General features: G+C 63.0%; 15 protein-coding genes. 6 read left to right on the top strand and 9 right to left on the bottom strand.

Annotated features, from left to right (window positions below):
* Positions 1–5: 5 nt before the first annotated feature.
* Positions 6–815 carry a C1 family peptidase gene (locus CGL56_RS05190; RefSeq protein WP_099105408.1) on the bottom strand — a complete coding sequence of 270 codons (810 nt, stop codon included), beginning with the start codon at positions 813–815 and terminating at the stop codon, positions 6–8.
* Between the two features lie 522 nt (positions 816–1,337).
* Here CGL56_RS05190 and CGL56_RS05185 point away from each other — a divergent pair.
* Positions 1,338–2,093 (top strand): glutamate--tRNA ligase family protein, encoded by a 756-nt coding sequence (locus tag CGL56_RS05185; RefSeq protein ID WP_099105407.1) that lies wholly within the window; start codon positions 1,338–1,340, stop codon positions 2,091–2,093.
* On the opposite strand, the gene CGL56_RS05180 is transcribed toward CGL56_RS05185, so the two are convergent.
* Positions 2,083–3,006, bottom strand: coding sequence for a YihY/virulence factor BrkB family protein (locus tag CGL56_RS05180; protein WP_167641468.1), 924 nt, complete (start codon positions 3,004–3,006; stop codon positions 2,083–2,085). The two genes, CGL56_RS05185 and CGL56_RS05180, sit on opposite strands and share 11 nt — an antisense overlap.
* An 86-nt stretch (positions 3,007–3,092) precedes the next feature.
* On the opposite strand from CGL56_RS05180, the gene scpA reads away from it, so the two are divergent.
* Positions 3,093–5,144: a methylmalonyl-CoA mutase gene (scpA, locus tag CGL56_RS05175; RefSeq protein WP_099105405.1), complete on the top strand. Its 2,052-nt coding sequence runs from the start codon at positions 3,093–3,095 to the stop codon at positions 5,142–5,144.
* A 203-nt stretch (positions 5,145–5,347) separates the two neighbouring features.
* On the opposite strand, the gene CGL56_RS05170 is transcribed toward scpA, so the two are convergent.
* The 3 genes from CGL56_RS05170 to CGL56_RS05160 are packed head-to-tail and all read right to left on the bottom strand — an operon-like array spanning position 5,348 to position 7,524.
* Positions 5,348–5,614, bottom strand: coding sequence for a hypothetical protein (locus CGL56_RS05170; protein WP_099105404.1), 267 nt, complete (start codon positions 5,612–5,614; stop codon positions 5,348–5,350).
* Between the two features lie 12 nt (positions 5,615–5,626).
* Positions 5,627–6,487, bottom strand: coding sequence for an HAD-IIA family hydrolase (locus tag CGL56_RS05165; protein WP_099105403.1), 861 nt, complete (start codon positions 6,485–6,487; stop codon positions 5,627–5,629).
* Entirely contained in the window at positions 6,484–7,524 is a 1,041-nt protein-coding gene (locus tag CGL56_RS05160; RefSeq protein ID WP_245183927.1) for a hypothetical protein, read from the bottom strand. Before CGL56_RS05160 ends, CGL56_RS05165 begins: the two co-directional genes overlap by 4 nt.
* Before the next feature lie 92 nt (positions 7,525–7,616).
* Between CGL56_RS05160 and CGL56_RS05155 the strand changes: the two genes are divergently transcribed.
* Positions 7,617–8,009 carry a hypothetical protein gene (locus CGL56_RS05155; RefSeq protein ID WP_143470620.1) on the top strand — a complete coding sequence of 131 codons (393 nt, stop codon included), beginning with the start codon at positions 7,617–7,619 and terminating at the stop codon, positions 8,007–8,009.
* On the opposite strand, the gene CGL56_RS05150 is transcribed toward CGL56_RS05155, so the two are convergent.
* Positions 8,006–9,343 (bottom strand): glutamine synthetase family protein, encoded by a 1,338-nt coding sequence (locus CGL56_RS05150; RefSeq protein WP_099105400.1) that lies wholly within the window; start codon positions 9,341–9,343, stop codon positions 8,006–8,008. The genes CGL56_RS05155 and CGL56_RS05150 overlap by 4 nt on opposite strands.
* A 54-nt stretch (positions 9,344–9,397) precedes the next feature.
* Between CGL56_RS05150 and CGL56_RS05145 the strand changes: the two genes are divergently transcribed.
* Positions 9,398–10,090, top strand: a complete 693-nt coding sequence (locus CGL56_RS05145) for a TVP38/TMEM64 family protein (protein WP_099105399.1) — start codon at positions 9,398–9,400, stop codon at positions 10,088–10,090.
* 5 nt (positions 10,091–10,095) lie between these two features.
* Here CGL56_RS05145 and dnaX read toward each other — a convergent pair whose 3' ends face one another.
* From dnaX to CGL56_RS05130, 3 genes are read right to left on the bottom strand one after another with little or no spacing between them, the layout of a single operon-like run.
* Positions 10,096–11,835: a DNA polymerase III subunit gamma/tau gene (gene dnaX, locus CGL56_RS05140; protein WP_099105398.1), complete on the bottom strand. Its 1,740-nt coding sequence runs from the start codon at positions 11,833–11,835 to the stop codon at positions 10,096–10,098.
* 48 nt (positions 11,836–11,883) lie between these two features.
* Positions 11,884–12,207 (bottom strand): hypothetical protein, encoded by a 324-nt coding sequence (locus tag CGL56_RS05135; RefSeq protein ID WP_143470619.1) that lies wholly within the window; start codon positions 12,205–12,207, stop codon positions 11,884–11,886.
* On the bottom strand, positions 12,204–12,701 hold the full coding sequence (locus CGL56_RS05130) for a SixA phosphatase family protein (RefSeq protein WP_099105396.1): 498 nt from the start codon (positions 12,699–12,701) through the stop codon (positions 12,204–12,206). The genes CGL56_RS05135 and CGL56_RS05130 overlap by 4 nt, the downstream gene beginning before the upstream one ends.
* Positions 12,702–12,801: 100 nt before the next feature.
* Here CGL56_RS05130 and CGL56_RS05125 point away from each other — a divergent pair, with 100 nt between their 5' ends.
* Together CGL56_RS05125 and CGL56_RS05120 are read left to right on the top strand one after the other, a co-directional pair.
* Positions 12,802–13,491 (top strand): response regulator transcription factor, encoded by a 690-nt coding sequence (locus CGL56_RS05125; RefSeq protein WP_099105395.1) that lies wholly within the window; start codon positions 12,802–12,804, stop codon positions 13,489–13,491.
* A 2-nt stretch (positions 13,492–13,493) separates the two neighbouring features.
* The gene (locus tag CGL56_RS05120; RefSeq protein WP_099105394.1) at positions 13,494–14,543 is read left to right on the top strand and encodes a sensor histidine kinase; all 1,050 of its coding nucleotides are present in this window, start codon (positions 13,494–13,496) and stop codon (positions 14,541–14,543) included.
* Positions 14,544–14,613: the final 70 nt, after the last annotated feature.

Raw genomic sequence — 14,613 nt, 5'->3', positions numbered from 1 at the left:
AAAACTCACTCTTTCGGAATGAGGACGTAGCCCGTCTGCGCCAGGTCGCCAAAGTCGTCGTAGGTCATCGTTACGTAGCCGCCGTTGCCCCAGTTGCGGCCCAGGGAGCTGCGCAGCTCGAAGGTTTCCCGCTCGCCGTCGTAGCCGATGACGGTGAGGAAGTGGGTTTCGGTGATCGGCCCGGTGGGTTCGTAACCGCTCCCCTTCAGGTTGCTGAAGGCGGCGTCGGTGGCCAGCTCCACGATGACCGGGTTGCCGCGGCTGAGGGCCTTGCGGGTCTCGAAGATGCGGTTGCGGGCCTTGGTCTCCGGCCGGAAGAGGTAGCCGAAGTTGTTGATGCCGAAGCGGGCCACGGAGTAGACCGAGTTCGGGATGGTATTGCTGTTGTAGGGAACGATGGCGGCCGAAACGGTGCCGGAGTTCATGAGCAGTCCCAGTCCGTCTACCAGGTTCGGACGGGCGCCGGCGTTGGCCAGGCTCATGGCGATGTAGTCGGGACTGAGGTTATCCTTGAAGTTACTGTTCAGGTTCACGTAGTACTCCAGGGCGTCGGCCAGGGCGTAGGCCCATTCCATGCCGATCTGCGGCACCTGGCGGATGGGCATCATGTAGGGTTTGATGTTCTGGCGGAGCAGGTCTTCGCGGGCCGAGCTGCCGATGCCGGGGATGTAATACATCATCTGGTCGATCACCGCCAGGTCGCTGAGCCCCTGCAGCTTTTCGGCGCTCTTGGCGGTGCCGTAGGGTTGCTGGGCGCGGACGCCGGTGCCGAGGGAAAGCAGGAACAGCAGGGTAAGGAGGTTTCTGAATATCATGGTCGTAGTATCTCAAAGTGACTTCAACGGGAGTAACGCCAAAGGTATAGCTCCGCGTATCTATCCCAGGTCGAGGCCTTGCAGGCCGAGCGCTCAGCGTGTGATGTACACTCGACCCAAAGGGTCTCGGCCTTGAGTGCTCCGCTCTCCTCAGGTCGAGGCCTTGCAGGCCGAGTGCTCGGCGTGTGATGTGCACTCGACCCAGAGGGTCTCGGCCTTAAGTGCTCCGCTCTCCTCAGGTCGAGGTCTTGCAGGCCGAGTGCTCGGCGTGTGATGTACACTCGACTAGAGGGTCTCGGCCTTGAGTGCTCCGCTCTCTTCAGGTCGAGGCCTTGCAGGCCGAGCGCTCAGCGTGTAATGTACACTCGACCCAGAGGGTCTCGACCTTGAGTGCTCCGCTCTCTTCAGGTCGAGGCCTTGCAGGCCGAGTGATCAGCGTGTAATGTGCACTCGACCCAGAGGGTCGCGACCTCAACCCGACGGCAGGTTCCGTACTATTGTCCGCCCTACCTTCCCGATGAAATGGTAAGAATTGCTCCCACCCCCTCCGGTTACCTCCACCTCGGCAACGCGGCCAACTTCGCGGCGAATGCCCTGCTGGCCGCTGGTGGCCGGCTGCTGCTGCGGATCGACGACCTCGACCGGGCCCGCTTCCGACCTGAGTACCTGCAGGACGTCTTCGATGTGCTCCACTGGTTGGAGATCGAATGGACGGATGGCCCGCGCGATGCCACCGACTTTCAGGCCCACTGGTCGCAGGAGTACCGCATGCCCCTCTACCGGGAGGCGCTAGACCGGCTTTCCGCGTCGGAAAGGATCTTTGCCTGCCCCTGTTCCAGGCGGGAACTGGCCGACGGCACCCACGTACACGGATGCCTGAAGCGGGAGGTGGACATGATATCGGGAGGCATCGCCTGGCGGATGGATACCCGCGGAACCGCCCTCCACGACACCATGCCGTGGTTTGCCGTGCGGAAGAAAGACGGACGACCCAGTTACCAGCTGGCCTGTACGGTGGACGATCAATACTACGGAATCAGGGCCTGCGCCCGGGGGGCGGACCTGCTGCCAAGTACGGAAGCCCAGGCGCTGGTGTCCGATCTGCTGGGTTACGCGCCGCTGCGGGAACGCATCCGCTTCGTCCATCATCCGCTATTGACGGAAGGGGGAGAGAAAATTTCGAAAAGCCGGGGGGCTCGGAGCGTCCGGGAATGGGGGGTAAGCTCGGAGGAGGTATTTGGCATTGCGCGGGAGTGGATCGCCGCCGCTACACCTTGATGCCGTCTACCTTGCGGACTTCCTTGATCACCCGCACCGCGTGCTTGTTGGGGCGGATGGGGAAGCCACGGCGTTCGGCCCAGACGAAGGTGAACTCCGCCCCGAGGAAGAGGATCAGGCTGTTGTAGTAGGTCCAGACCAGCAGGGTGACCAGGGCCCCGGCGGCGCCGTAGGTACTGCTGAAATTGGAGTTGCCGATGTAGAGCCCGATCAGGTAGCGCCCCAGTCCGAACAGCAGGGCGGTAAAGATGGCACCGGCCCAGATGTCCTTCCACCGCGCCTTGGCGTCGGGCAGGTAACGGAACAGCAGGGCGAAGATCACGGCGGTGACCAAGGTGCCCAGAACCCAGGTAGCCAACGCGAGCACCGCCGGTCCCAGGGCGGGAAGCATGGTGGCAATCTGGTCGATAAAGCCAATGACCAAGGCATTGACGATGAGGGTAATCATGAGCAGAAAACCCAGTCCGATCACGAAACTGAAACTCAGCAGGCGGGTAAGCAGGAAGCCCACGACGTTGTTGGAGGGCCGGGCCTCAATTTCCCAAATCTTGTTTAGGCTCATTTTCAGGGTAGCGAATACCGTGGAGGCGGTGAACAGCAGGGTGGCTACGCCGATGACGGTGGCCCAGACGCTGTCGCCCGTGGTGTAGGCGTTGCCCACGATCTCCTGCAGCGTACTGGCGGCGTCCGGCCCGAGCAGGCCCTCAAGCTCGCCGTAGAGCCGGCCCGTTACGGCGGCCTCGCCCATGAAGTAGCTGGCGACGGCAATGGCCACCACCAGCAAGGGGGCAAAGCTGAAAACGGTGTAGTACGCCAGGGCCGCTCCCAAGGTAAAGGCGTCGTCCTGACCGTAGTTGCCAAACAACTCCTTGGTGAAGGAAACGGTACGCTGGAAAAAGTTCTTTCGGGCCACTAAACGCTGGTTTCTTCCTACAAAGCGGTTTGCCCGTATGGTGTTCGCCCGGTCGATTTACGTATTTTGCCCGCGACCCTATCCGTATGGAACGACCTCAATTTCCCTCCCAACCCGACCACGGGCTCGCCCGTAAATCCGCCACGCCCCCTTCGCCGGCCCTCACTTCCGTAGCCGGTCACCCCCCCTACCTGCGGGGGCCCTACGCCAGCATGTACGTGGGCCGCCCCTGGACCATCCGGCAGTACGCCGGCTTCAGCACCGCCGCTGAATCCAACGCCTTCTACCGCCGCAACCTGGCGGCCGGTCAGCGTGGGCTTTCGGTCGCTTTCGACCTGGCTACCCACCGCGGTTACGACAGCGACCACGAGCGGGTGCGCGGCGACGTGGGCAAGGCTGGCGTAGCCATCGATACGGTGGAAGACATGGAACGGCTCTTCGACCAGATCCCCCTGGAGAAGATGTCCGTCAGCATGACCATGAACGGGGCGGTGCTCCCCATCATGGCCTTCTACATCGTGGCGGCGGAGCGGCAGGGCGTGGCCCCCGAACAGCTCGCGGGCACCATCCAGAACGACATTCTGAAGGAGTTCATGGTTCGGAACACCTACATCTACCCGCCGGCGCCGAGCATGCGCATCGTGTCGGACATCTTTGCGTACACCGCCGCCCACATGCCCCGCTTCAACAGCATCAGTATCAGCGGCTACCACATGCACGAGGCTGGCGCCCCCGCGGAGGTCGAACTTGCTTATACGCTGGCGGACGGACTGGCCTACGTAAGGGCCGGGGTCGCGGCCGGGCTCGACGTGGACGATTTTGCCCCCCGCCTCAGCTTCTTCTGGGGCATCGGCATGAAGCACTTCACCGAGATCGCCAAATTGCGCGCCGGCCGCCAGCTGTGGGCTGAACTCATGGCCGACTTCAACCCAAAGAATCCCAAAAGCTCCATGCTGAGGACCCACTGCCAGACCAGCGGCTACAGCCTCACCGAGCAGGATCCCTACAACAACGTCGCCCGCACCGCCATCGAGGCCCTGGCCGCGGTTTTCGGGGGTACCCAGAGCCTCCACACCAACGCCCTGGACGAGGCAATTGCCCTGCCTACCGACTACAGCGCCAAGATCGCCCGCGACACCCAGCTTTACCTGCAGCGTGAGCTCGGCATCACCCAGGCCGTCGATCCCTGGGGGGGCAGCTATGACCTGGAACGGGAGACCCAGCGCCTCATTCGGGAAGCACGTCGCCTGATGCAGGAAGTCGAGGAAGCCGGCGGGATGGTGAAGGCCATCGAGTCCGGCCTGCCCAAGCTGCGCATCGAGGAGGCCGCGGCGGTGAAGCAGGCGGCCATCGACTCCGGCCGGGAGCAGATCGTCGGCGTCAATGTCTTCCGCAACAACCAGGGGGCCGATTTCGACCTCATGGAAGTGGACAACGACCGGGTACGCCAGGAACAACTCACCCAGCTCGAGCGCCTCAAGGCTACCCGGGAAACATCCGCCGTCACCCAGGCCCTCGCCCAGCTCACCCAGGCGGCCCGGGGAGAGGAAAACCTGCTGGAAGCGGCCGTGGCGGCGGCGCGCGCGGGTGCCACGCTCGGAGAAATCAGCCAGGCTCTGGAGGAGGTATTCGGGCGCTACCGCGCCACCAATCAGCTCATCAGCGGGGTGTACGCCGGCCACTCTGCCGGCGAACGCCTCCAGCGGGTGCGGCGGTTGTCTGACCGTTTCCACGAAGCCCACGGTCGCCGGCCCCGTATCCTCATCGCCAAACTTGGGCAAGACGGCCACGACCGGGGAGCGAAGGTGATCGCCTCCGGCTTTGCCGACCTCGGCTTCGACGTTGACGTAGGCCCCCTTTTCCAGACCCCCGCCGAAGCCGCCCGGCAGGCAGTGGAGAACGACGTTCACCTGCTCGGAATCAGCTCACTGGCCGCCGGTCACAAAACGCTGGTCCCCGAAGTCATCGCCGCCCTGAAGGAGCAGGATGCGGCCGACATCCGCGTAGTAGTGGGCGGAGTGATCCCCCCCGCAGATTACGAATTCCTGTATGACCACGGGGTAGTGGGCGTCTTCGGTCCAGGCACTAACATCGCCGCCGCGGCGGAGGAAATCCTGGAGATGATGCTGGGCGGCTGAGTCGGTGGCAGACATTGGATGTTGCCATGGTGTCACTTTGTCAGACATTGGATGTCTGACAAAGTGACACGTGTTGTTTTGCTAGTCTTCCGGGAAGTCAAATATTAAAACCACCGGATTGAACCGATTGTAATTGCTGAACCACATCCGATGTCTGACAAGTTGACATGAGGACAACATCCGATGTCTACCCCCCCCCCAGCCTAGTCCCGCGGCGTCCGGATCTGGTAGAACTCCAGCAGCCGCTTGGAGGCCCGGTGGGGGTAGAAGCGCGGCTCCACCCCCCATTTGTTGATGTGGATGCCGGGCTCGGCCCGCTCGTCGACGTACTTGCCGAGCAGGTCGGGGTCGAGGTGGTCGGGCAGGCGGGCCAGGATGCGCTCGCGGGCAACGGACCATTCCTCACCGAGCTGGCTGCGGATAATGCGGATGAAGTCGCGGTCTTCTTCGGTTAGTTGGTGCTGTTGCATGATCTGTTGAGGTTACTGCCCGATGGAGGGGCAAACGTAATCGGGAATGATCCCGGAGGCTTCAATTTCAAGTTCGGCGCTTTCCGGCCGGGTGTTTCCGCTCAGGACCAGGGCGGTGGCCATGCCGTAGGTGTTGCCGCCGAGGATGTCGGTGTGCAGGGTGTCGCCGACCATGAGGATGTCGCCGGGACATACCTCCGGCATATCCAGGGCGACGCTGTCGAGCCCCATCTGGAACATCTGGGTGGCCGGCTTGCCGAATTTGACAAACTTCCGGCCAAGCACGTACTCCGCCAGCCGGGCCACGCTGCCGGTGGCCAGCGCCACGTCGTTGGCCGTGGTGGGGTAGAGGAGGTCGGTATTGGCTACGACTACGGGTACCTGGCAGCGCCGCAGGATGTTGATCAGCAGGTTGATGTCGACGTTCATGTCGTAGCCCTCGTCGTCGAGGAAAGCCACGGCGCCGATCTCATCCAGCCGCTCGAAGTCGACCTCCGAAATCGGGATGGCCTCCAGGCCGGCCCCGATGATGTACTCCGCCGAAGTGGCGGTGCCGAGGTAGGCCACCTTGCCGTGCTTCACCTTCTGCTCGAGGAAGTGGCGGGTGGTGGCCCCGCTGGTGATGATCTCCGAAGCCGGAATATCCTTCATGCCGTAGTAGGCCAGGCGCTCGGCGGCCATGGCCGGACTGCGGGCGGCGTTGTTGGTCAGTACCCGGATGTGTTTGCCGGACTTGCGCAGACGGTCCATGGTCTCGACCGCGCCGGGGATCAGGCCGCGGTGGTTGCGCAATACCCCGTAGCTGTCAAAGAAGATGACGGGGTAGGCTTCAGCGATGTCGGCAAACTGGCTGATGGTATACTTGGATCTCATAGGTTCAGGGCCCGGAGGATTTTGTCGGTCGATAATTTTTCTTCGAGGGTGGGCAGGTGGATTTCCAGGGCGTCCTGCGATAGCTTCTTGGCGAAGGACGGACGGAAAAAGTACTGTCCCAGCCGCAGGACGTAGTTGAGGAGGAAAAAGCGGTAGGCCTCCTTGATGAAGAGCACCTCGGGCCGGGTGAGGGGGAAAATCTCGTGGTAGGCCTGGAGGAACATCAGGAAGCGGTCCTCGGTCAGCCGGTCGGCCTCGTAGGTGAAGACGGTGCGGTCGCCCACCTCGCTGACCACCCGGCTGAGGAAGTAGAAGTCGGTGACCCGGGTGGATACCCGGAACCAGTCGTAGTCCCACCGGCTGGCCAACCGCCCGTTCTGGTCGACGCTGAAGTTACCGATGTTCCAGTCGACGAAGACCGGAATTTTCTGAAAGCCGTAGACGTTGATCCGGAAGGTGTTCTCCAGAAAGAGGCGGCAGTGGTGGGCGATCAGCTCGTAGTGCTCCGGGTAGTCCTGCTTGGCCGAGTTCAGCAGGGCGTTGACGTCGGTGGTCATGTCGCGGTCGCTGCGGGGCAGGGTGTTGGCCACCAGGGTGCAGTCGCGGTGGAAGTAGGCCATCTCCCGGCCGAGTTGCTTCACCTGGTCCTCCGTGAGCCGCCGCGGCGGGTTCTCCTGGATCTGGATGGGGCGGTAGAAGATGATCCAGGCGTCCTGTTCCTCGTCAATGTGGCGGTGGAAGAACAGCTGGGTGCCCTTCATGAGCCCGCGGCTGAGGAAGTTGGCGTAACGCACCGGCAGGTTGTTGGCCAGCACGTTGATGATGGTGTGGTCCTCGGCGAAGCCCTCGAAGGAACCGAAGTAAGTCACCTTGGCGATGAGCACGTTGCCGTCGGCCATCAACAGCTTGAAAACGTGGTTCGTCGAAACCTGCGCACTGATGTCCTCGATGGACCGGATCGAACGGGTGTGGTCATAGGCCCGCCACGCATAGCGCAGGATGTTTTCGTAGTTGGCCATGGAAGAAATACGCGACATGCGAGCCAAGGTAGGGTACTTCCGGAATACCTACCTTTGCGGAGTGTCAACCCCGGCCTGGAGCTGGTGGTTAAATGAAAAAGTCCCGGATCGTGCGAGAAAATCCCTTACCCCTCCTGGTACTCTTCCTGGCCGTAGCGGCCCTGCCCAGCCTGGTGCGTGCCCAGCAGTCGCCACCGGCGGAGCCGGCCCCCGCCGCCGTCGAGTACGACGATTATGATAAGCTGCGCCGCGTCAAGGCCCGCCTCAACCACGGCCCCCACCGCAAGAACCCCCTGGCCGCCGGACGGGTGCGCGTCATCAACCGCACCAAGCAGGAAGCCACTCCCGCCCGCCGGCCCCTGCCCCGTACGCGTGGCCACCGGAGCAATTCCACCTTCACCACCCTGCGCTACGAAGGCCCCAGGACCAAGAAGAAACCACTGACCGGTCCCCGCTACAAGAACCGACAGCCGGATGATCAGTCGTCCGAAGGACGGGGTTAGGCGAGTTCAAAATAGCGCCGCCGCTCCCAGTCGGTAACCGCCCCCAGGTACTGTTCCCATTCCCACTGCCGGGTCGTCACGAAGTGATCCCGGAATTCGGTGCCCAGTAGTTCCGCGGCTTCCTCGCTGCGTTCCAGGGCACCCGCGGCCGCGCCCAGGTGACGGGGAAGTAGTTCCCCTACGGACTGCTCGTAGGCACTTCCCCGCACCGGCTCCTGTTCCAGCTTCAATCCATGCTTGATACCGTACAGTCCGGCGGCCAGGGCGGCGGCGATGGCCAGGTAGGGGTTGGCGTCGGCCCCCGGAACCCGGGTTTCGAGGCGGGTAGCGTCGCCACCGTCTGGTACCACCCGCAGGGCCACCGTGCGGTTGTCCACCCCCCAGTTGGCGCGGGTAGCCGCCCAGGAGCCCGCCACGTAGCGCTTGTAGCTGTTGACGTTTGGCGCAAACAGGGGCATGAGCACCGGCAGCAACCGGAGTTGCCCGGCCAGGTAGGCCTCAAAGGTCTGGCTCATGCCGTAGCGACCCTCCGGATCAGCGAAGGCGTTGCTGCCTTCGCGCCAGAGCGACTGGTGGAGGTGGCCGCCGCAGCCCGGTAAATCCCCGGAAGGTTTGGCCATGAAGCTGGATACGAGACCGTGGGCGTAGCTGATTTCCTTGACGGCCTGCTTGAACAGGATGGCGCGGTCGGCCGCCTCCAGGGCCTCGCGGTGGGCGATGGCCGCCTCCAGTACGCCGGGCCCGGTTTCGGTGTGCAGGCCCTCCAGGTGGATGTCGGCGGCGGCAAGGCGTTCGAACAGCTCCTGCATCAAGTCCGATCGTTGGGCCGTCCGCAGCCCCGAATAGCCGAACATGCCGGGGGAGAGGGGGGTGGAGGAGCGGAAGTCCTTCTCGGCCAGGGATTGGGGCGTCTCCCGGTAGGTGAACCACTCGTATTCGGGGCCGAACCGGGGGGTGAAGCCCATGTTTTCGGCGCGGGCGACCACCCGCCGCAGGAGGGAACGCGGACAGGCCACGCCGGCCACGCCGGGGTCGGTACGGAAATCGGCCAGGAAGAAGGGGACGTTCCCCTCCCAGGGCAGTTGGCGGCCGCTCTCCTCGGCGATGGTGGCGCGCGCGTCCGCGAATCCGGGGTCGGCCGCCGCGTTTCCGTACACCACGTCCTGGCTGTCCCAGCCAAAGATCACGTTGCAAAAGCCGAAGCCCTTTTCCCGGGCCGAGTCAAACTTCTCGCGGGAGATGTACTTCGCCCGCAAAATGCCGTCAATGTCGGCGGCGGCAATCTTTACGCGGAGAGCGGGGTTGTCCCCGAACAGGTCAGGCTTCGTTTGCATTCGGACAAAACTAGCGGATTTATCCAGGATCCGCCACCGCCAATTCCCCGCGCCATGCCCGCAGTGAAATCGTCCCACTTACAGTATTACGTCTACGGAATCTCCGGCCTGCTGCTGGCCGCCGCCATCGTTTCCTACTTCGCGGTGCCCTCCTTCCAGGCGGAGGTGCAGCAGGCCTACTCAATACTGAGCAGTGGCGACAAGCCGCGGATCACGGAGTACGTCCGGGGCTTCGGCTTCTGGGGCCCGCTGGTGGTAATCACCCTGATGACGCTGCAGATGTTCCTCATCGTGGTGCCCTCCTGGTTACTCATGATCATCGCCATCCTGGCGTACGGCAGCTGGTGGGGCAGTCTGCTTTCGGTGCTGGCGGTGACGGTCGCCTCTACGGTGGGCTACGCCGTGGGCAAGGCGCTGAGCCGGGCGGCCCTGACCAACCTGGTGGGGCGCCGCACCGAGGCCAAGCTGGAAAAGACCGTCAACGATTACGGTACCGGGGCGGTCGTCCTCTTCCGGCTGGCCCCCTTCCTGAGCAACGACGCCATCAGTTTCGTGGCCGGCATGCTCAAGATGGGCTACTTCCGCTTCATCCTCGCTACCCTGGCGGGCATCGTACCCCTCACCGTGCTGCTCGCCTTTTTCAGTCAGGACATCGAGCAACTCAAGAGCATCCTCGTGTGGGTGGGCGGCGTGGGCCTGGCCCTCTACATCGTCTACCTGCTCGTGCAGTATTCCCGTCAGAAATAAGGGGGTTATTCCTCGGGGCGGAGGTCGAACCGCCGGCGCAGCTCGTCGAGGGCGGGGTTCTTTTCGCGCATCTTCAGGTACTTGTCCTTGGCGGTCAGCCGCTTTTTCGCCTTGGTCTGCACCGGCTTCAGGCTGTCGTCCTGTTCCAGGATCATCACCAGGTTGGGCCGCTGGAAGGTCTTGCGCAGGTGGGCGATCAGGCTGTCGTCGTCGCGCAGGGAGGCGATGGCGCGGGCGGAGCCCACCTTCACCACTATTTCTTCCTCTCCCCGCACCAGGGGCAGGGCCTGTTTGAGGAATACGGCCAGGGTGGTGCCCTGCTGCTCGGCCAGGAAGGCATCCCAGGCGCCGCGCAGGTGCTCGTCGTCGAGTTCGGGCAGCTCGTCGGCCGGCACTTCGTGGGCGGTTTCTTCTTCCGCTTCGGCGATGAGACTGTCGAGGTTAATGCTGGCGAAGGCCGCGGGCCCGGGGGCGGAGGGCGGGGGCGCCATGGGGCTTATGGGCGGCTGCTCGCCGATTTCCTCGGGGGCGGGGTCCGGGTCAGGACTTTTTTTTTCCGCAACGGGGGCGGGCGGCACTTCTGCGGTGGGCGCGGCCGCGGGTGCCGGGGTTCCAACGGCGGGAGCCAGGCTGACGGGGTCGTTCCGGAAGGCCCGGCGAATCGTTACCATGCGCAGCAGGCTCATTTCCACGTGGAGGCGCTTGTTGCGGGCCAGGCGGAAGCCAAGGTCGCATTCGTTGGCGATGTCCAGGGCGGTCAGGAGGAGGTCGGCCGGTGCGATGGCGGCCTGCTGGTGGTAGCGTTCGCGGAGGCGGTCGCCCACTTCCAGCAGTTGCAGGGTGGCGGCGTCCTTGCACACCAGCAGGTCGCGCAGGTGGGCGGCCAGCCCGTTCAGGAAGAGGTCTTCGTCGAAGCCGCGGCGCAGCACCTCATCGAAGAGCAGCAGCATCCCCGCCCGGTCTTCGGTCAACAGGCAGTCGACCGCCCGGAAGAAGTAGTCGTAGTCAAGGACGTTCAGGTTCTCGATGACGGCCTCGTAGCGAATGGCGTCGCCACTGAAACTGACGATCCGGTCGAAGATCGACAGGGCGTCGCGCAGGGCGCCGTCGGCCTTTTGGGCGATGATGTGAAGGGCCTCCTCGTCGGCGGTGATGCCTTCCTGCTCACAGATCCCGCGCAGGTGCTCGATGATGTCGTTGGGCTGGATCCGCTTGAAGTCGAAGATCTGGCAGCGCGACAGGATGGTGGGGATGATCTTGTGCTTCTCCGTCGTCGCCAGGATGAAGATGGCGTAAGGCGGCGGCTCCTCCAGCGTCTTAAGAAAGGCATTGAAGGCCTGCTGGGAAAGCATATGCACCTCGTCGATGATGAACACCTTGTAGGCCCCCTGCTGGGGCTGGAACCGTACCTGCTCGGTGAGGGCCCGGATGTGGTCGACGGAGTTGTTGCTGGCCGCGTCCAGCTCGGTGATGTTGAGGCTGGCGTTGTTGTTGAAGGATACGCAGCTCGGGCAGCTGTTGCAGGGCTCGTAGTCGGCCGTGCGGTTCTCGCAGTTGAGCACCTTGGCCAGGATGCGGGCCGAGGTCGTCTTGCCTACCCCCCGGGGGCCGCAGAAGAGGAAGGCGTGGGCCAGGTGGTCGGTCTGCAGGGCGTTCTTCAGGGTCTGGGACACGTGCCGCTGGCCGACCACTTCGTCGAAGCGGACGGGACGGTATTTACGGGCGGAAACGACGAAGTTGCTCATTGGCGCGAAGATAGGGACTGGCGGCGCGGCCGCGGTCGCCAATCCGACTTACTGCTCGATCATTTCCCGGGAAACGATCTCGCCGGCGCGGGTATACACCGAGTCGATCCAGGCCGGTTCCTGGCGCACGATCCACATGATGCTGTCGAATTCCTGCCGGGTGTAGCCGTGGTCGGCCAGCACCGAATCGTAGTACACGGCCTGCATGGAATCGCGCACCAGTACGGGCACTTCGGCAATGATGGCTTCGGCGAGCTGGAGGTCACCGAGGGTCTCGCCGAGGCGCGCCGTGTCCACCGGGGGCGGGCCGGGGTCCACCTGGGCGCACCCCAGCAGCAGGACTACCATTGCCGTGGCCAACCGGATGCTCATTTTTTCTGCTTGGGGTAGTAGTAGGCGCTGCGTTGGGCGCGGGCCATCTCCCAGTCCGACCATTTCTTGACCTTCAGCTCGCTGCCGACGATGCCGCAGGTGGGCACGTTGCCGATGTAGTCGTCGTTGCGCAGGTGGTTGGCCACCTCGGTGTAGCCGGGGTTGTGGCCGAAGACCAGCACGGTATTCCAGTCGTCGGGGAGCTGGCGGACGCACTTCTCGATCGTCCGGGGGCCGGCGTGGTAAAGCTGCTTCTCCTTCAGGATGCGGTCCTTGCCCAGGCCGAAGGCCTCGGCGAACACCTTGGCGGTCTGTCGGGTGCGCTTGGCGCTTGAGGTGAGGATGCCGTCAACCTTTAGCCCTGATTTGGCCAGGCGGGCGGCCATGTCCGGGGCGTCGCGCTTTCCCCGGGAGTTGAGGGGGCGGTCGTGATCTTTCAGGTTCGGGTCGGCCCAGCTGCTTTTGGCGTGGCGGACGAAGTAGACTTGTTTCACGTTACTGGATTGATCGGTTGCTTTACCTGCACTTAACGTATACTTTAGGTGGAAGCCACATGCGCGGCCTACTTTTGCACCTTATATAACTGTATACACGATGAATGGTACCCCGGCGAAGATACTCCTGGTAGACGACGAACCGGATATTTTGGAGATCCTCGAGTTCAACCTCCGCAAGGAGGGCTTTGAGGTCGAGACGGCCAGCAACGGGGAAGAGGGCCTGGCAAAGGCCCGGGAGTTTCGTCCCGACCTCATCGTCCTGGACATCATGATGCCCATTATGGACGGGGTGGAGGTCTGTCGCCAGCTGCGCTCCGACAATTCCTTCGACAACACTGTCATCACCTTCCTCACGGCCCGGGAGGAGGACTACAGCCAGATTGCCGCCCTGGATACCGGGGGCGACGACTACATCACCAAACCGATCCGCCCGCGGGTGCTCATCAGCCGGGTGAAGGCCCTGCTGCGGCGCAACGTCCGCCAGGAGGAAGAGGAGGGAGATAGCTCCATCGCGATCGGCGACCTGGAGATTGACCTGGAGCAGATCCTGGTGCGCCGAGGCGACGAGCGCATCGAGCTCGCCAAAAAGGAATTCGACCTGCTCACCCTGCTGGCCACCAAGCCGGGCAAGGTATTCAGCCGCGAGGAGATCTTCAACAAGGTCTGGGGCACCGACGTCATCGTGGGCAACCGCACCATTGACGTCCACATCCGCAAACTGCGCGAAAAGCTGGGTGACCACTACATCAAGACCATCAAGGGCATCGGTTACAAGTTCGAGTTCTAGCCATGCTCAAAAACAGTACCCCCCGTGAGATTTCCATCCGCACGGCGCTCTTCATCGCCCTGGCGGCCGAGGGGGCACTGTTGCTCATCCTGGCCCTCCCTACGGTAGCCTTCAGCTGGTGGCTGCCCCTGCTGCTGGGACCCGCCGTATTCGCCATCAGCTACTTCATCGTCCTGGTCACCCTCGACCGTTACATCTACCGCAAAGTCAAGCTTATCTACAAGACCATCCACAGCCAGAAAGTAAGTACCGATATGAAGCGGGAGGGCATTGATCCCGACCAGCCCATCATCGACGACGTAGAACAGGAAGTGGCCGAATGGGCCGAAAACCAGCAGGAGCAGCTCGACCAGTACGAACGCTTCGCCGAATACCGCCGCCGCTACGTGGGCGACATCAGCCACGAGCTTAAAACACCCATCTTCAACATCCAGGGCTACCTGCATACCCTGATGGACCACGGGTACGACGACAAGAAGATCACCAAATCCTTCATCAAGAAGGCCGCCAAGAACGTCGAACGGCTGCAGACCATCGTGGAAGACCTCAGCGCCATCAGCCGGCTGGAAAGCGGCGACCTCATGTTCGACCCCGAACCTTTCAACATCAAGGACCTGGCCCAGGAGGTGATTGAGGAGCTGGACCTGAAGAGCCGGCAGGCCGGCATCACCCTCGGCTTCAAGCCCGGGGCCGATACCGGCTTCATGGTCAGCGCCGACCGGGAAAGCATCCGCCAGGTACTCGTGAACCTCGTTTCCAACTCCATCAAGTACGGCAACAGCGGGGGCGCCACCCGCTTCGGTTTCTATGATATGGAAACCTATATCCTCTGCGAAGTAGCCGATAACGGCATCGGGATTCCGGAAAAGCACCTGCCCCACGTCTTCGACCGCTTCTACCGCGTGGACAAGAGCCGCAGCCGGCAAAAGGGGGGTAGCGGCCTTGGCCTCTCCATCGTCAAGCACATCATGGAGGCCCACCAGCAGACCATCAACGTACGCAGTACGCCCGGCATGGGCAGCACCTTCGGCATCACCCTGGCGAAAGCCTGATTCCACTTCCGGCAGTCCCGCCTATTGCAATTACGAAAGCTTTCGTATATATTTGTACGAAACGATTCGT

This window comes from Neolewinella marina (assembly GCF_002631205.1).
In the GTDB taxonomy this organism is placed as follows: Bacteria; Bacteroidota; Bacteroidia; order Chitinophagales; family Saprospiraceae; genus Neolewinella; species Neolewinella marina.
This window is presented reverse-complemented; position numbering and strand designations above follow the sequence as displayed.

What these genes read in the sequence shown, in the direction of transcription:
- CGL56_RS05190 (WP_099105408.1), bottom strand. Translation starts at nt 815, where the DNA reads ATGATATTCAGAAACCTCCTTACCCTGCTGTTCCTGCTTTCCCTCGGC.
- CGL56_RS05185 (WP_099105407.1), top strand. Translation starts at nt 1,338, where the DNA reads ATGGTAAGAATTGCTCCCACCCCCTCCGGTTACCTCCACCTCGGCAAC.
- scpA (WP_099105405.1), top strand. Translation starts at nt 3,093, where the DNA reads ATGGAACGACCTCAATTTCCCTCCCAACCCGACCACGGGCTCGCCCGT.
- CGL56_RS05170 (WP_099105404.1), bottom strand. Translation starts at nt 5,614, where the DNA reads ATGCAACAGCACCAACTAACCGAAGAAGACCGCGACTTCATCCGCATT.
- CGL56_RS05165 (WP_099105403.1), bottom strand. Translation starts at nt 6,487, where the DNA reads ATGAGATCCAAGTATACCATCAGCCAGTTTGCCGACATCGCTGAAGCC.
- CGL56_RS05160 (WP_245183927.1), bottom strand. Translation starts at nt 7,524, where the DNA reads ATGTCGCGTATTTCTTCCATGGCCAACTACGAAAACATCCTGCGCTAT.
- CGL56_RS05150 (WP_099105400.1), bottom strand. Translation starts at nt 9,343, where the DNA reads ATGCAAACGAAGCCTGACCTGTTCGGGGACAACCCCGCTCTCCGCGTA.
- CGL56_RS05145 (WP_099105399.1), top strand. Translation starts at nt 9,398, where the DNA reads ATGCCCGCAGTGAAATCGTCCCACTTACAGTATTACGTCTACGGAATC.
- dnaX (WP_099105398.1), bottom strand. Translation starts at nt 11,835, where the DNA reads ATGAGCAACTTCGTCGTTTCCGCCCGTAAATACCGTCCCGTCCGCTTC.
- CGL56_RS05135 (WP_143470619.1), bottom strand. Translation starts at nt 12,207, where the DNA reads ATGAGCATCCGGTTGGCCACGGCAATGGTAGTCCTGCTGCTGGGGTGC.
- CGL56_RS05125 (WP_099105395.1), top strand. Translation starts at nt 12,802, where the DNA reads ATGAATGGTACCCCGGCGAAGATACTCCTGGTAGACGACGAACCGGAT.
- CGL56_RS05120 (WP_099105394.1), top strand. Translation starts at nt 13,494, where the DNA reads ATGCTCAAAAACAGTACCCCCCGTGAGATTTCCATCCGCACGGCGCTC.